Genomic DNA, 16,333 nt, shown 5'->3' on the forward strand with positions numbered 1-16,333 from the left:
AATCTATGAAAAGGAGGTGTGCCGCATTTATTTTGCGGTCACGTCCTTTTCGCTATATTTCTATACTTACTTTTTACAATTTAAAAGGATTAGAATAGGGAGGATTACAATGACCTTACATGAACAGATTAAACAGTATGTACCATATAATGAACAGGAAGCAAAGGATCGGGACATCATTTTACGTGCAATGGCAACTTTGTCGGATGTCCTGACACGAAACAATGAAGTTCTGCATTTTACAGCTTCTGCTTTTGTATTCAACCCGGACCGTACTCGCGTACTAATGGCTCATCATAATATTTATAATTCATGGGGCTGGATGGGCGGTCATGCAGACGGTGATCCGGAATTATTTAATGTAGCCAAAAAAGAGCTGATGGAAGAAGCAGGTCTTCCAGAAGCAAATGCAATCCAGGAAGATATTATTTCGCTTGATATACTGCCGGTTATCGGACATATGAAGAACGGGAAATATGTTGCGGCACATTTACATTTCAATGTGACTTATATATTTGAAGTCGGAGATGAAGCAACGTTTCAGGCGAAGCTCGATGAAAACAGTGAAGTCGGCTGGATCGAATTGGATGAAGTTGCTGAAAAATGTACAGAAGCGCATATGATTCCAATCTATGAGAAAATTATTGAAAAGGTAAAAAAAATCGGCTGTTAAACGCAAAGATCGGCTGATGAAATTGGTATTTAACAATACAGCTTTTCAAAACTTCATGCCATGGGATGAAGTTTTTTCATACGAAGATTTTCTGGATACAACTGACTGATGTACAGAAAAACACAAACGATTGCTGAAAATGAAATAATTTCACAAAATTAAACAGCCGTGTGCTAAAATAACGTTGTATAAACAAAAGGGAGGCTATTTTCAAATGGCGAAAAAAGTAAAAGAATATAAAATTAACCCAGACCGAGTGGAAGAAGCATTATTAATTCAAAATCGTATGCTTATTGAATTATTTGTTCAAGTTTTAGATGAGCAACTAGTAATTGAACGTCCTGTCTTACACGAACGTTTAGAAAACTTAATCGAGCTTTCAAATAACGATCGTGATTTGAAAGATACTTTACACGCTTTAACTCAAAAATTATAATTACATACATTTATGTGTGGTGCGGTATCCTAGAGATACCGCTTTTTTTATGCAGAAAAACACGAATATAAAGTCAGTTATTCGTGCGAAGTTTAAATTACTACTTTTTAATATTGATTTTCGCTATACTATCGGTATTGATTTGAAAACAGATGGAGGGGTTTCACATGACAAATGAATATAAGACTGTTTTAACCGATGAAATTCTTCATTTTTTATATCGTAACGCATCTTTTCAAGCTTTAGATGAAAATCAGCAGCAACAGTTTCTTGAGAAATTTGGTCAACAACCACTATTTATAGAGGTTATCGAAATTGCAATTGCACTGGAAGAAATGATTGCAGAAGTGGAAGCAACGATGCCAAAAATACAGGATAAAGATTATTTATTTCCGATTGAGCAACAAAAGCAATTGCTGAAAGATCGGATGGTTATAGATGGAAATGTATTGTATGTATCGTTTGATGAGATGAAAAATCGTTATTCGCCGATGATTGTCATCGTACAGCAATCCGACGCCATGCAGGAGTATGAAGCCTTTACTAAAGGGACCATATTACCGCTATTTAACTTATGTGCTGTCCAGAAGAGGGATTTAATTATTCTTCCGTTTAGTAATAAACCTGCTCAACCGCTTCTTTTTAAAAATGGAAAAATTGATATTGAATTGTTCGACCAATTTTTACAGCAGTATTTAACTGGAGATGCTCAGATTTTACCGGCAATAGACAAGGCGATTGAATTGTTTACTCAAGATAATATTGATAATCAGCGGGACCTCATGATTATTACGGACAATCAATTTACCGATTTCCATAAATTTGAACAACAAGTTACGGCAGGAAAAATGCAGGAGCTTGATATCGACCTGGCCGTCATCGCAATGAGCGAGACCAATTTTGAAAGTCAGCCGATTGCATTTGCCGACAAAGTATTTTTTGCAAACGATTAATGATTTTTATTGACGAATCCGTTACGGGTTCGTTTTTTAATTGGGCGGATTTTGTTATAAACAAGGAATTTTAAAAGAAGATGCGGAATATTTAAAGAAAGGATACATAAATAGAGAGAAATGGAGTGTTTCGTTCAATGTATACAGCCTATTGCAGAACCGTCCAAAGTTCCATGCGTGTCGGTATGAAGCTTATGAACTGGAGAAAGCCAGAATTACTCCAAGGGGAAAACAGCCTCGATAGATTGCCTGAACTTGTGAAAAGTTTAGATTTAAATATGCTTTTAGTGATTACCGATGAAGGAATTCACAAGCTGGGGCTTATGGATACGTTATTAGAGGGCTTACAGGAGCAAAATATTGCATTTGTGGTCTATAATAAAACGGTTCCAAACCCAACTTTCACAAATATTGAAGAAGCGATGGAATTGTATTATGCGCATCATTGTAATGGCATTATAGCATTTGGCGGAGGGTCACCGATGGATTGTGCCAAGGCGGTTGCAGCAAGAATCGCACGCCCAGAAAAATCACTGGCTGATTTAAAAGGTTTATTTAAAGTAAGAAAAGAAATGCCGCCGTTTTTTGCTATTCCGACAACCGCTGGTACGGGGAGCGAAGGGACGATTGCCTCCGTCGTATCAAATAGTGAAACACATGAGAAATTCGCCATTATGGATCCGGTACTTGTACCGCACTATGCTGTATTGGACCCGGTATTAACAATTAATTTGCCTCCTCATATTACATCTACAACGGGAATGGATGCATTGACACATGCAGTGGAAGCTTATATTGGAAAAAGCAATACTGAGGAAACGAGGAAATATGCCCGCGAGGCTGTTATTCTTATTTTTAAGTATTTAGTACGTGCCTATGAAGATGGGACAGATATGAAAGCTAGAACGGAAATGCAACGCGCCTCTTATTTGGCAGGGCTTGCATTTACTCGTGCATATGTAGGCTACGTCCATGCCATTGCTCATACACTCGGCGGATTTTATCAAGTTCCGCACGGTTTTGCCAATGCGGTGATCCTGCCGCATGTACTTCGATTTTACGGGGAAAGCGCTGCAAAGCCGTTAGCAGAACTTGCGACAATTGTAGGCATCGGAAAAATAACAGACAGTGATGAAAAAAAGGCAGAGTTATTTATCGAAGCAATTGAAGAATTGAATAACAAGATGGAAATTCCTCCAAAAATAACAGGAATCATTAACCGTGATGTGCCATTGATGGTGGAGCGCGCATTACAAGAAGCGAATCCGCTTTACCCGGTACCGCGCATTGTAAATAAAGATGAAATGTTTTATTTATACCAAATCATTCAGGAATAATGGATAGAGCTATTTAAACAAGTAAACCCCGATTTTCTTTTAAAGAAAATTGGGGTTTGTTATTGTTATATGTTATTGTTCAAGCTGGTCGTCGAAGTAGTTTAATAACCCTTGATAAATGCCAAGTGTTGCTTGTTCCCGATAATAATCTGTAGTAATTGCCCTTTCTTCAGAAGGGTTACTTAAATAGCCAAGCTCAAGTAATATAGCATTTTGACGGTTTTCGCGGAGTACTAAATAGTTGCCGAAGCGTGGTCCTCGATCTTTCAAGCTAACTTTTGATGCCAATCCTTCATGAACATATTCCGCAAGCTTTTGCTGATAACCGTTCGTATAATAGGTCGTAAAGCCGCTCACTGAACTATCTTCATTTGCGTCATAGTGAATACTGATAAACGCATCGGCACCTGCCTGATGTGATACTGCAACACGCTTTCGCAAGTCGACAAAAATGTCGGATTCACGTGTCATGACAACATTTGCACCGGCAGCCTGTAATTTGGAACGTAGCAGTTCTGCTGTAATAATATTAATCTCTTTTTCGTCTGTTCCACGAACACCGGTAGTACCACGGTCGTTACCGCCGTGACCCGCATCCAGTACGATTGTTAAGCCCTTTAATGTACCTTTTTTACGTTCGGCTGCCTCGCTTGTATTATTTTTAGATGTAGTTCCTTGTGAATCATTTTCACTGACAACCCAGTTTGCGACGTACGCGGTTTGACGATCATTTACTGCGATTTTAAACCAGTCGCCTTCACTTTCCACTATCGGATATGTATGACCAGCATCTGCAATGACAACAACATTTGAAGAAGTCGAAGGGGATTCCCTTAAATTTGTCCCGTTATAAATAATCGTAACAAAGTTTTTCGTTTCTTCTTTTTCAGATGAAGGATTTTGTTTCAATTGTTTTGTAAACGTTCCATAAAAATTGTATATCCAACCTTTTTTACCTTTTTCATATTCAATTTCAACCCAATTATGATTTCGGCTGACAACTTTAAATTGTTGTCCTTCAGTGGCAAGCCCTAATTTTTTAGATGTTAAATCAGGTTTTTTTCGGATGTTGACAGCATTTACGTTAACGGTAAATGTATTCGGGTCAATTTGTTGTATTGGCTCATTTGACTGTTCCTGTTGTCCGTTATCAGAAGGGGGGGCCGGCTTTTCCGTATTCGCTTCTTTCACTGTGACATATTCCGCAAATACCCAACCTGTCATCTCGCCGAACTGAATTTGAATCCAATCCTGTTCTTGTTTTAAAAATTTACTTTCCGTCCCGGAAGAGATTTTTGTCAGTACAGAAGCGGATAATGATGGTGCTACACGAACATTTAAAGAGTTTACTTGAGAAATGACTGTCTTTTCAGTTGACGAGTCTGTTTGACCGATTGCTGTTTTTACAAGCCATGCCGCAACCCATCCTTTTTGTTGTCCGACTTGAACATGGTGCCAATCACCTTGTTTTTCAATCGAAATCATCTCAGTTCCCTCTTTTAATGTATCGAGAATCGGATAAGAAAGACCTGGACCTTCACGTAAATATAAAATTTCCGCGTTTACATATAATGGTTCCCCGTTGGCATGAGCAGGGCGAGCGGAAAAATAATACGGAACAATCGCTGTGAATAATAATAAAAATGATAAACCTATTATTATTTTATTTTTTTTCATAGTTTCCTCCTTTATAATAATTTAGTTAAATGACCTTTCACTATATACCCCTATATTATAAAAGCATTTATGACAAAAAATATAGCGTTTTTTTGAAAATGGTTGACAACTTGTCATGACATCATTAAGATTAGTGTTAATTTAACAAAAGTAACATTGCCAATGACCAAACAAGTAGCGGTTGCCAATGCTGAAAAGAGAGGGAAAGACTTAGGCTGGAATCTTTCCTGCAGTATGTAACATGTGAACAACAGTTGAGAGGCGTTTCCTCGAAAAAATTTTTTCTAGTAGGGGAAGACGGAATCGGCCGTTATCCGAATTCGAGAGGATGTAGTCATACATCAATTAGGGTGGAACCGCGGAAGATTATACAAGCTTTCGTCCCTTGCAGTTTTTGCAAGGGGCGGGAGCTTTTTTTATTTTCTTCTTAATTAGCACGCGAACAGTTTGGTCAACTAAGAGAGGAGTGCTTTTATGAATTTTAAAGTACCTAAAGGAACACAGGATATTTTACCGGGTCAATCTGAAAAATGGCAGTATGTAGAACGTGTCATTCGTGATTTATGTGATAAATATCGCTATAACGAAATTCGCACACCAATGTTTGAGTCAACAGAACTATTTCAACGTGGTGTAGGCGATACAACGGATATCGTCCAAAAAGAAATGTACACATTTACGGACAAGGGAAATCGTTCGTTAACATTGCGTCCAGAAGGAACAGCTTCAGCGGTACGTGCATATGTGGAGCATAAAATGTTTGGTCAGGCAGATCAGCCTGTTAAACTTTACTACACAGGTCCAATGTTCCGTTATGAACGTCAACAGGCAGGCCGCTATCGTCAATTTGTTCAGTTTGGTGTAGAGGCTATCGGCTCAGCCGATCCAGCGATTGATGCGGAAGTAATGGCACTTGCAATGGATGTGTATACAACACTTGGCTTGACGGATTTAAAATTAGTCATTAACTCATTAGGTGACAAAGAAACACGTGATGCGCATCGTAGTGCGTTAATCGAGCATTTTACTCCGGTCGTTGGAGAACTTTGCAGTGATTGTCAAAGCCGTCTGGAGAAAAATCCTTTACGCATTTTAGATTGTAAAGTAGATGCAAAACACCCAGCGATGGCAACTGCTCCTGCGCTAACAAATTATTTAACGGATTCTTCGGCTGAATACTTCAAAAAAGTAAAACAATATTTAGATGTGCTAGGCATTTCCTATGAAGTGGACCCTAACTTAGTACGGGGTCTTGATTACTATAACCATACGGCGTTTGAAATTATGATTACCGGTGATGGATTCGGTTCAATTACGACACTTTGCGGTGGCGGCCGCTATAATGGTTTAGTTGAAGATATTGGCGGACCGGAATCACCTGGTATCGGATTCGCCCTATCAATTGAACGATTATTATTAGCGCTGGAAGCTAAAAATATTGAGCTTGCTACGGGTAATAATCTGGAAATGTATGTTGTAGCAATGGGCGAAGAGGCAAAACTAAAAGCAGTGGAGCTTGTAAGTTCATTCCGTGCAAAGGGCATTTCAGCAGATATGGATTATTTAGACCGAAAAATGAAGGCGCAAATGAAAGCTGCCGACCGTGCAAATGCAAAATTTGTCATTGTACTAGGTGAGTCAGAATTAGAAGAGCAAGCAGTAAACGTCAAAACAATGGAAACAGGCGATCAGACAAAAGTGGAATTCGGTCAGCTTGTCCAATACGTTTTAGAAAACAAATAGTTGGAGGAATAACAATGGCGCAAAGAACACATGCATGCGGTTTAGTAACAGCTGCAGAAGCGGGACAGGAAGTTGTATTAAAAGGTTGGGTACAAAAACGTCGTGACTTAGGCGGATTAATTTTCGTAGATATGCGTGACCGTGAAGGTATCGTACAAGTAGTTTTCGGTGATCAAGCGAAAGACGCATTAGAACTTGCAAATAAAATTCGTAATGAGTTTGTCATTGAAGTAAAAGGTAAAGTTGTTTTACGTGATGCAACTCAAATAAATAAAAATATGAAAACCGGCGAAATTGAAGTGTCAGCTTCTGAACTGACTATTATTAACGAAGCTAAAAACCCTCCATTCGCAATCGATAACAATGCGGAAGTTTCGGAAGAATTACGTCTAAAATATCGTTATTTAGATTTACGTCGTCCTGTAATGTATGACACATTTAAAATGCGATCTGATGTAACACGTACAATCCGTAATTTCTTACAAAACGAAGGCTTCCTGGAAGTAGAAACACCGATTTTAACGAAATCGACACCAGAAGGAGCACGTGACTATCTAGTGCCATCACGTGTACATGATGGCGAATTTTATGCATTGCCGCAATCACCACAGCTGTTTAAACAGCTTCTAATGGTAGGTGGCTTTGAAAAGTACTTCCAAATTGCTCGATGCTTCCGTGATGAAGATTTACGTGCGGACCGTCAGCCGGAATTTACACAAGTCGATATTGAAACATCATTCTTATCAATGGATGAAATTATCGAAATGAATGAGCGTCTTCTTACACAAGTTATGAAAGATGTAAAAGGTATTGATGTCGTTACACCATTCGCACGCATGAGCTATAAAGAAGCAATGGATCGTTTCGGTTCAGATAAACCAGATGTACGTTTTGGGCTGGAATTAAAACAGCTTTCAGACATCGTGAAAGAATCTGCTTTCGGTGTATTTGCGAACGCGGTAGCAAATGGCGGCGAAGTGAAGGCGATCAATGTGAAAGGCGCGGCAGCAAACTATTCTCGTAAAGATATTGATGCATTAGGCGAATTTGCCGGCCGTTACGGAGCAAAAGGTTTAGCTTGGTTAAAAGTGACGGAAGAAGGCTTGAATGGTCCAATCGCGAAGTTCTTTGAAGGGGAAGCAGCGGACGGAATTATCCAAGCAACAGAAGCACAAGCTGGTGACTTATTATTATTCGTTGCAGATAAATCTTCTGTAGTCGCAGACGCACTAGGCGCATTACGATTAAAATTAGGAAAAGAATTAGGCTTAATCGATGAGTCGAAATTCGAATTCTTATGGATTGTTGATTGGCCATTATTCGAATACGATGAGGCGGAAGGTCGTTATTATGCGGCTCACCATCCATTCACTCGTCCATTCGATGAAGATTTAGATTTAATGAATACAAACCCTAAAGAAGTTCGTGCTCAAGCCTATGATATCGTATTAAACGGTTATGAGCTTGGCGGCGGGTCACTTCGTATTTATGAGCCGGATTTACAAGCAAAAATGTTTGAACTGCTAGGATTCAGTGAAGAGGAAGCGCGTGCACAATTCGGTTTCTTACTGGAAGCATTTGACTACGGCGTTCCTCCACATGGCGGTTTAGCAATGGGTCTTGACCGATTAGTAATGCTTCTTGCTGGTCGTACAAATTTACGTGATACAATCGCATTCCCGAAAACGGCAACTGCAAGCTGTTTATTAACAGATGCACCATCACCAGTTTCCGATGCACAGCTTGAAGAGTTAAGCTTACGTATCGCAGCAACAGCCAAAAAATAACACGTTAAGGTATTTCTTCTCTCGAGAAGAAGTACCTTTTTTTAAAAAGTAAAAAGGTACCATATATTTCTAAAAAGTTAGTACAATTTTAATAATTTATAAGAATGGGATATTTTCGATTGAATAATCAGAATATTGGTGTTAATATATCATTAATACGAATCCTGAAGTGTTCGTCGCTATATTTGTTACTAAACACTTTTGACCGAACAATAAATCGTTGGGAGCTACTATTACCGTAGAAGCAAACATGCCCCATTTGGAGCGGGAAGTTTAACGCTGCGATTAGTGCACCCCCTTGCTATAGACGCGGGATCAAAACGATGTTGTAGCAAGACGGCATATTTGGGATTCGTCCATTTCTAATTTTACTCTTCTACTTTCATGTAGAAGAGTATTTTTATTTTGCTTTCATAACTAGGATTGAAGCATTCATGAAGCAAAAATATTATTAATGCTACTTTCTGTCATTATATTGTTGCTTGCATCTCGTAATTGATGTCGATATAATGCCTAGTAGAATGATAAAGATTGAGGGGTAAAATTAGATGTTACATCAATTTTCACGAAATGAATTAGCTATTGGAACAGAAGGGTTAGAAAAACTTAAAGAAACGACAGTCGCGATTTTAGGTGTGGGCGGTGTAGGCTCGTTTGCAGCGGAAGCATGTGCACGCAGCGGGATTGGCCGTATTATATTAGTAGATAAAGATAATGTGGATATTACGAATGTTAATCGTCAATTGGTTGCCTATCTATCAACAGTCGGAAAATCAAAATCTGCTGTTATGAAAGAGCGGATTGCAGATATTAACCCGGAGTGCGAAGTAATTGATATGCATATGTTTTATACAGAGGAAACTTATGAACAATTTTTCGCGCAAGGAATCGATTATGTAATCGATGCATCCGATACAGTAATATACAAAATCCATATTATGAAAGAATGTTTAAAACGCAACATTCCAATTATATCAAGCATGGGTGCTGCGAATAAAATGGATCCTACACGTTTCCAAATTGCCGACATTTCAAAAACGCATACAGATCCACTGGCAAAAGTAATTCGTACAAAGCTTCGTAAAGAAGGCATTAAAAAAGGTGTAACTGTTGTATTTTCAGATGAATCTCCAATTGTTGTGCGTCCTGATGTTGCACAATATGTAGGAAAACCTGAAGCTGAAATCCGCAAAGCACAATTACCGCCTTCATCAAATGCATTCGTACCATCTGTTGCGGGCTTAATTGCAGCAAGCTGGGTAATTAATACGATTTTAAAAGATGTCCAAATTAACCGCGTTCAAGGGTAAGCGAGGACTTCTTTAAATAAAGGGTGTGTAAAGGGGTTTTCGGACCTTTTTACACATCTTTTTTTAGTGGATATTTGCTATTGATAAGGACTAATTTAAACGCTTTTTTTCATCTATTATTTTATTGTGGAATTGATCAAACAACAAACTTAGCTTTCCATCAGTCACTATATTGCGCAATAAATTACATACTTTAATTAGTTATACAAAAATTTCCTAAGAAAACTATAACATTATGAATGAGTATTCATTTTTTAATATGGATTGTTATTATTGTGGTAAAATGATAAAAATGTTTCAGGAAGGGAGCTAAAAAAAATGGTAATTCAACAAATGGAATACCGGGGTTTGAATTTACATGATGTGATCGGGTCGGTGGAAATTGCGATTGATGCTGATTTAAATACGATCCATATTTATGATACGGATCATATTGTTGAACCTGAATATAATTTTTTAACGAAAAACTTCATGTTGAGTGAAGGTTTCTGGAAAATGGCCAGTGTAATAAAAGAAAAGCAATTATTTTTGAGCAATGATGAAAAAAGATTAGATAGATGGATTGAATCATTTAAATGGGTCTTTTATAGTTCAGGTCAGTCAATAAAAATTTATAAACAAGGTGTAATGGTTGTTTATAAAATCGGTTATATTGATAACGAGAAGTTATTATATGAAAAATACTTTTCCCGTTTGACAGATGAATCTTTGAATAGCAAATGACATAATATTCTATTAAGAGATTAATTATGGCAAAAATATGGCAGGATTTTAATGATTTTTTCGTTTTTGCAGAAAAATTCCTTTTTTTTGCTATAGTTAATAAAGTATTGATAATATGCATGGGGATGCAAGGAGGACGATAGAATGACAATTGAAATGAAAAATGATTTATTGAATTTGCCGAGTCTACAGTTGAAAATGGATAGAATCGTTTTTGAAAATATCGATACGAAACCAAATTGGTCGAAAGCTTTTGAGCAGCTTGATGAATTATTGCATAAAGTAGCGAATAATTTTAATGATTACATCGCGAGAAATAACGGGGAACTGCCATCAAGCAATACTTATTGGATCCTTTATATGGATATTACTTCAAAACTGTTATACTTTACGGGTTTAGCGCATGCTAATTTAATAGCAAAAGATGATGCGGATGCATGTGCACATGTAATTAAGCTATATGAATTAAGTGCGAGCTGTATTCCAAACGCGCATATTGAAAGTAATGAAGAATTACTTTCGGAAATTGAAAAGAGTATTCATCAATTAAATGAAGAAGAAGTCAAACTGACTGTTGCCGACAATGTTGAACAATGTATTAAAGCATTTAAGCAATTTGCCGAGTCATACGAAAAGTAAATTATAAAAGAGTGAGTCATTTTCATTGAGTTGAAAATGACTCTTTTTGTGTACTTAATAAATGCCGCTTATTTCTTAAAAGATTTTAGCTTTTCATATATGGCAGCCATTCTTTTTTCTTCACCTGCTATGACGGGCTTGTAAAATTCGGTTCCTGCAAGTTCATCCGGTAAATATTGCTGTTGTACCCAGCCGCCGAATGTTCCGATAGGGGAGTCGTGCGGGTATTTATATCCGACATGGCCGAGTGTTGCCGCACCTGCATAATGGGCGTCCTTTAGATGATTCGGAATATCACCGGTTTTCCCCTCATGAATTGCTGCAATCGCCGTATCCAAAGCTTTGTAGGCTGAATTTGATTTGTCCGATAAACACATTTCAACAACAGCGGTTGCGAGTGGAATACGCGCTTCCGGCAACCCGAGTTTCACGGCTGCTTCAGTTGCTGCCTGCACATGTGCCCCAACACTAGGGTTCGCAAGTCCGATATCTTCATAGGCCATGACGAGCAGTCTTCGACATACCGCAACCAAGTCCCCATTTTCGAGTAAATGAGCCAAATAATATAGCGCAGCATTTGGGTCACTGCCGCGTACCGATTTTTGAAGAGCCGACAATAAGTTATAGAAATGGGAACCGCCTTTATCCCCAAAAACCCCGATCCTTTTTGCTAATGCATCAATCGCATTGTCATTAATAATAGTTACCCCGTCTTTTTCATCTGAAGCATAATATACCGATTCTAGTAGGGTTAATGCTTTACGGGCATCGCCATTTGAGGCATTAGCAATTTTTTCGATTTGCTGTTCGGTAATATCGATTTCTAAATGTCCAAGACCGCGTTCTTTATCTGATAATGCCTGATTGAGCAATTGGACAATATCAGCGCCTGTTAAGCGTTCTAATTGTAATATTTCCCCGCAGCGTGAACGGATGGCAGGGTTTACATCATGGAAAGGATTTTCCGTAGTTGCCCCGATCAAGACGATTGAACCGTTTTCTACATGCGGCAGCAATGTATCTTGCTGGAGTTTGTTAAAACGGTGGATTTCATCTAAAAACAATAAGACTTTACCGCTCATTCGGGCATCCATCACGATTTGTTCAATATCTTTCTTCCCGGCATGTGTGGCGTTTAATGCAAAGAAAGGAATTTTTGAGCTGCCGGCAATCGCATTTGCAATCGATGTTTTTCCTACCCCGGGAGGCCCATAAAGCAACATCGAAGGTACATGTCCTTTTTCAATCATTTTAAATAATGGTGTTGCCGGTCCAATAATATGCTGCTGACCAACAACTTCGCGAATTGTACGAGGTCTCATTTTATAGGCGAGCGGTTCATTTTGCATAATTTTTCGCTCCTTTTCTTTTCAGTTGAATAAAATGGTTTTGTTAATAATCATAAAGTATTTCCGAGTGGTTTAAAAGGAGTTGTGTTATAATGAATAATATTAAAGGACTAGAAAATAAGAGGTGTAACGATGAAAATATCGACTAAAGGACGTTACGGTTTAACGATTATGATTGAATTGGCAAAGCATTATGGTGAAGGACCGATTCCGCTGCGACAAATTGCTGCGGATAAAGATTTATCGGAAGCGTATTTAGAGCAGTTAGTGTCACCACTACGCAATGCAGGCCTTGTGAAAAGTGTCCGGGGCGCATATGGCGGCTATATGTTGGCACATAAGCCAAATGAAATTTCTGCAGCTGATGTTATCCGTGTTTTGGAAGGGCCGATTCAGCCGGTTGAAGGAATTGAAAACGAAGAAGCGCCACAGCGTGAATTATGGATGCGTATTCGCGATGCAGTAAAAAATGTCTTGGATACAACGACGATTGACGATTTGGCAAAATATACAAATAATGAAGTATCTGACGGCTATATGTTTTACATTTAGTGTTATTTAAAGGAGTTAGTTTGTTTTGAAAAATACAATTTATCTTGATCATGCCGCAACCTCACCCATTGCCCCTGAAGTAATTGATGTAATGGCACGTGCAATGGCCGAGGAAAGCGGTAATGCATCAAGTATTCACACAGTTGGACGCAGTGCACGTAAAGCACTGGATGACTCTCGGGCAAGTTTGGCAGCAAAAGTAAATGCGAAACCCTCTGAAATTATTTTTACAAGCGGTGGAACAGAAGCCGATAATATGGCCATTTTTGGAACAGCGTATGCACGCCAAAAAGAAGGAAAACATATTATTACAACAGCAATTGAACACCATGCCGTTTTACATGCGTGTGAAAAGCTTGAAAAAGAAGGTTTCACGGTGACGTATTTACCCGTTGACAAAACAGGGCGAATCCGCGCTGAACAGGTGAAAGAGGCTTTACGTGAGGATACGATTTTAGTTACGATTATGTATGGTAACAATGAAGTCGGCACAATCCAGCCTATCGCAGAAATTGGAGCGATCTTAAAAGAACATACCGCTATATTCCATACAGATGCTGTCCAAGCATTCGGACTGGAAAAAGTGGATGTAGAAGCACTCCATGTTGATTTGTTGAGTGTTTCTGCCCATAAAATTAACGGTCCTAAAGGAATTGGCTTTTTATATGCAAAAACAGGAGTCAAATTAACAAATATCCTATACGGCGGTTCCCAGGAAAAAAAACGTCGTGCAGGAACGGAAAATGTCCCGGCGATTATTGCGTTTGCAAAAGCTGCCGAATTAGCAGGACAATCTGCACAACAGCGTAGAGAGCAGTACAACGGTTATAAAAATATTTTAATCGAACAGTTCCAGCAGGCGAATATTGATTTTCAACTGAATGGTCATCAAACGAGCGTTTTACCGCATGTATTGAATGTCACTTTCCCCGGAACGGATGTTGAATCATTTTTGATCAATTTGGATATGGCAGGAGTACTCGTATCAAGCGGTTCTGCTTGCACGGCAGGTTCGATTGACCCGTCCCATGTACTTGTTGCGATGTATGGACAGAACGCCCCTGAGCTTCGTAGTTCCATTCGTTTCAGTTTTGGGTTAGGATTAACAGATGAGTTAGTAGGGGAAGCAGGGAAGCGTACTGCTGAAATTGTGAAACGGCTAACTTCGTAAATTTATAAGAAAGACTTCGCGCCTTTTACGCGATTTGTCTAAGAAAAGGTGAATAGTAAATGGTAGAAACAAGAGATCCATCTCAAATTCGAGTAGTTATTGGAATGAGTGGAGGCGTAGATTCATCAGTAGCCGCGTATCTATTGAAACAGCAAGGCTATGATGTAATCGGTATTTTCATGAAAAACTGGGATGACACAGATGAATTTGGAGTATGTACAGCGACAGAAGATTATGATGATGTAATCGCAGTATGCAACCAAATCGGCATTCCATATTATGCGGTCAACTTTGAAAAACAATATTGGGACAAAGTATTTACGTATTTCCTGGAAGAATACAAAGCAGGCCGTACACCGAACCCTGATGTTATGTGTAATAAAGAGATTAAATTTAAAGCCTTCCTGGAGCACGCACTGGCACTTGGAGCGGATTATTTAGCGACAGGCCACTATGCACGTGTAGCGCATGACGAAAACGGTGTGAAAATGCTTCGAGGCATTGATAATAATAAAGACCAAACATATTTCCTGAATCAGTTAACTTCAGAACAACTGGAAAAGGTCATGTTCCCAATCGGACATTTACCAAAGCCTGAAGTTCGTAAAATTGCGGAAGAAGCAGGTTTGGCTACAGCAAAGAAAAAAGATTCAACAGGAATCTGTTTCATCGGTGAGCGTAACTTTAAAGAATTTTTAAGCCAGTACCTTCCTGCACAGCCAGGCAATATGGAAACATTTGATGGTGAAGTAAAAGGTACGCACGACGGTTTAATGTACTATACATTAGGGCAACGTCACGGCCTAGGAATCGGCGGAGACGGCGAACCTTGGTTTGTTGTGGGTAAAGATTTAACACGAAACGTATTGTATGTTGGCCAAGGTTTCCATCACGATGCACTGTATTCGAATGCATTGACTGCGGTAAAAATGAGCTTTACAGGGGAAGCAAAAGCGGGCACATTTAACTGCACAGCTAAATTCCGCTATCGCCAGGAAGACTCGCCGGTAACAGTGACAATGCGTGAAGACGGTACAGCGTATATTGAATTTGCAGAACCGGTTCGAGCAATTACACCAGGACAAGCTGTTGTTCTGTATGATGGCGAAGAGTGCCTAGGTGGCGGTACAATCGATGGTGTGTTTAAAAATAGTGAAAAGTTAACATATGTAGGGTAATAGACGATAGACGTTCATTTAAAAATGAGCGTCTATACATATTTATAGAGGTGAAAGAATGGATACAAACTATAATGAAATCGGGATTAAAGCATTTCAGGAAAAGCGTTATGAAGAAGCTGCACAAGCTTTCACACAGGCAATTGAGGCACAGCCGGACGATGCGATCGGCTATGTAAACTTCGGTACATTGCTTGCGGCGATGGGGGATATCGAACGTGCTGAACGCTTCTTCCAAAAGGCGATCACAGTAGATGAAAAAGCTGCTACAGCGTATTACGGATTGGCAAATTTATATTATGAAGCGGAACGCTATACAGAAGCCGCAAAACTATATCAAAAATCGATCGATTACGGGATCGAAGGGGCAGATGCCTATTACATGCTGGCAAAATCATTTGAACGCGAACAGCAATTCAAGTTGGCCCTGCCATTTATGCAACGTGCGGCAGAGCTTGCACCAAAAGATCTGCAAATTCGTTTATCATATGGCATTTTGCTTTGCTCTTTGGAAATGTTCGATTTTGCAAAGCCAGAGCTGGAGTATGTTATTGAAGAGGACTGGAACAATGCAGATGCGCATTATAATTTAGGTGTACTTTACGCGGTAGCTACATCAGATACAGATAAAGCAAAATATCATTTGAAACAAGCTTATACACTTCAGCCTGAGTTTGATCAGGCGAAGTATTTATATGATATGATTTGCCAACGTTCGAATTAATCTAATAGACGAAAATATAAAGTGATGTGTTGAAAAGAGAATTTTCAACCATCACTTTTTTTATAATAAAATGATAATAAA

The 16,333-nt window shown here is 38.9% G+C and carries 15 protein-coding genes, 1 other RNA gene and 1 other annotated feature; of the genes, 14 read left to right on the plus strand and 2 right to left on the minus strand.

Annotated elements, in window-relative coordinates; genetic code table 11:
• Positions 1-109 precede the first annotated feature (109 nt).
• The 4 genes from M3166_RS02065 to M3166_RS02080 all read left to right on the plus strand — a co-directional run bounded on the left by M3166_RS02065 (position 110) and on the right by M3166_RS02080 (position 3,399).
• Entirely contained in the window at positions 110-673 is a 564-nt protein-coding gene (locus tag M3166_RS02065; protein ID WP_251686872.1) for an NUDIX hydrolase, read from the plus strand.
• Positions 674-887: 214 nt separating this feature from the next.
• On the plus strand, positions 888-1,109 hold the full coding sequence (locus M3166_RS02070) for a phosphate-starvation-inducible protein PsiE (protein WP_079527783.1): 222 nt from the start codon (positions 888-890) through the stop codon (positions 1,107-1,109).
• Between the two features lie 167 nt (positions 1,110-1,276).
• The gene (locus tag M3166_RS02075) at positions 1,277-2,062 is read left to right on the plus strand and encodes a vWA domain-containing protein (RefSeq protein WP_251686874.1); all 786 of its coding nucleotides are present in this window, start codon (positions 1,277-1,279) and stop codon (positions 2,060-2,062) included.
• 137 nt (positions 2,063-2,199) lie between these two features.
• A complete protein-coding gene (locus M3166_RS02080; protein ID WP_251686876.1) occupies positions 2,200-3,399 on the plus strand; it encodes an iron-containing alcohol dehydrogenase in 1,200 nt (399 codons plus the stop codon).
• Positions 3,400-3,471: 72 nt separating this feature from the next.
• Here M3166_RS02080 and M3166_RS02085 read toward each other — a convergent pair whose 3' ends face one another.
• Complete coding sequence (locus M3166_RS02085; protein ID WP_251686878.1) at positions 3,472-5,076, minus strand: N-acetylmuramoyl-L-alanine amidase; 1,605 nt, start codon at positions 5,074-5,076, stop codon at positions 3,472-3,474.
• 153 nt (positions 5,077-5,229) lie between these two features.
• Positions 5,230-5,465: a binding site (T-box leader), on the plus strand.
• Between the two features lie 85 nt (positions 5,466-5,550).
• Between M3166_RS02085 and hisS the strand changes: the two genes are divergently transcribed.
• The 6 genes from hisS (at position 5,551) to M3166_RS02115 (ending at position 11,278) form a co-directional block, all read left to right on the plus strand.
• Positions 5,551-6,819, plus strand: a complete 1,269-nt coding sequence (hisS, locus tag M3166_RS02090) for a histidine--tRNA ligase (protein ID WP_251686880.1) — start codon at positions 5,551-5,553, stop codon at positions 6,817-6,819.
• A gap of 14 nt (positions 6,820-6,833) precedes the next feature.
• A complete protein-coding gene (gene aspS / locus M3166_RS02095) occupies positions 6,834-8,606 on the plus strand; it encodes an aspartate--tRNA ligase (protein ID WP_251686882.1) in 1,773 nt (590 codons plus the stop codon).
• A gap of 158 nt (positions 8,607-8,764) precedes the next feature.
• Positions 8,765-8,962, plus strand: a non-coding RNA gene (gene ssrS / locus M3166_RS02100) — 6S RNA.
• Positions 8,963-9,154: 192 nt separating this feature from the next.
• Positions 9,155-9,916 (plus strand): tRNA threonylcarbamoyladenosine dehydratase, encoded by a 762-nt coding sequence (locus M3166_RS02105; protein WP_251686884.1) that lies wholly within the window; start codon positions 9,155-9,157, stop codon positions 9,914-9,916.
• A gap of 318 nt (positions 9,917-10,234) precedes the next feature.
• Entirely contained in the window at positions 10,235-10,639 is a 405-nt protein-coding gene (locus tag M3166_RS02110; RefSeq protein ID WP_251686886.1) for an aminopeptidase, read from the plus strand.
• Positions 10,640-10,783: 144 nt separating this feature from the next.
• Complete coding sequence (locus M3166_RS02115) at positions 10,784-11,278, plus strand: GTPase (RefSeq protein WP_251686888.1); 495 nt, start codon at positions 10,784-10,786, stop codon at positions 11,276-11,278.
• Between the two features lie 68 nt (positions 11,279-11,346).
• Here the strand turns inward: M3166_RS02115 and M3166_RS02120 are convergent, their stop codons facing one another.
• Positions 11,347-12,627, minus strand: a complete 1,281-nt coding sequence (locus tag M3166_RS02120) for a replication-associated recombination protein A (protein WP_251686890.1) — start codon at positions 12,625-12,627, stop codon at positions 11,347-11,349.
• Between the two features lie 132 nt (positions 12,628-12,759).
• On the opposite strand from M3166_RS02120, the gene cymR reads away from it, so the two are divergent.
• From cymR to M3166_RS02140, 4 genes are read left to right on the plus strand one after another with little or no spacing between them, the layout of a single operon-like run.
• Positions 12,760-13,179 carry a cysteine metabolism transcriptional regulator CymR gene (gene cymR / locus M3166_RS02125; RefSeq protein WP_008408540.1) on the plus strand — a complete coding sequence of 140 codons (420 nt, stop codon included), beginning with the start codon at positions 12,760-12,762 and terminating at the stop codon, positions 13,177-13,179.
• A gap of 25 nt (positions 13,180-13,204) precedes the next feature.
• A complete protein-coding gene (locus M3166_RS02130; protein WP_251686892.1) occupies positions 13,205-14,350 on the plus strand; it encodes a cysteine desulfurase family protein in 1,146 nt (381 codons plus the stop codon).
• A gap of 59 nt (positions 14,351-14,409) precedes the next feature.
• A complete protein-coding gene (mnmA, locus tag M3166_RS02135; protein ID WP_251686894.1) occupies positions 14,410-15,528 on the plus strand; it encodes a tRNA 2-thiouridine(34) synthase MnmA in 1,119 nt (372 codons plus the stop codon).
• A 58-nt stretch (positions 15,529-15,586) separates the two neighbouring features.
• Positions 15,587-16,252, plus strand: a complete 666-nt coding sequence (locus M3166_RS02140; RefSeq protein ID WP_251686896.1) for a tetratricopeptide repeat protein — start codon at positions 15,587-15,589, stop codon at positions 16,250-16,252.
• Positions 16,253-16,333: the final 81 nt, after the last annotated feature.

It is taken from the genome of Solibacillus isronensis (genome assembly GCF_023715405.1).
In the GTDB taxonomy this organism is placed as follows: domain Bacteria; phylum Bacillota; class Bacilli; order Bacillales_A; family Planococcaceae; genus Solibacillus; species Solibacillus isronensis_B.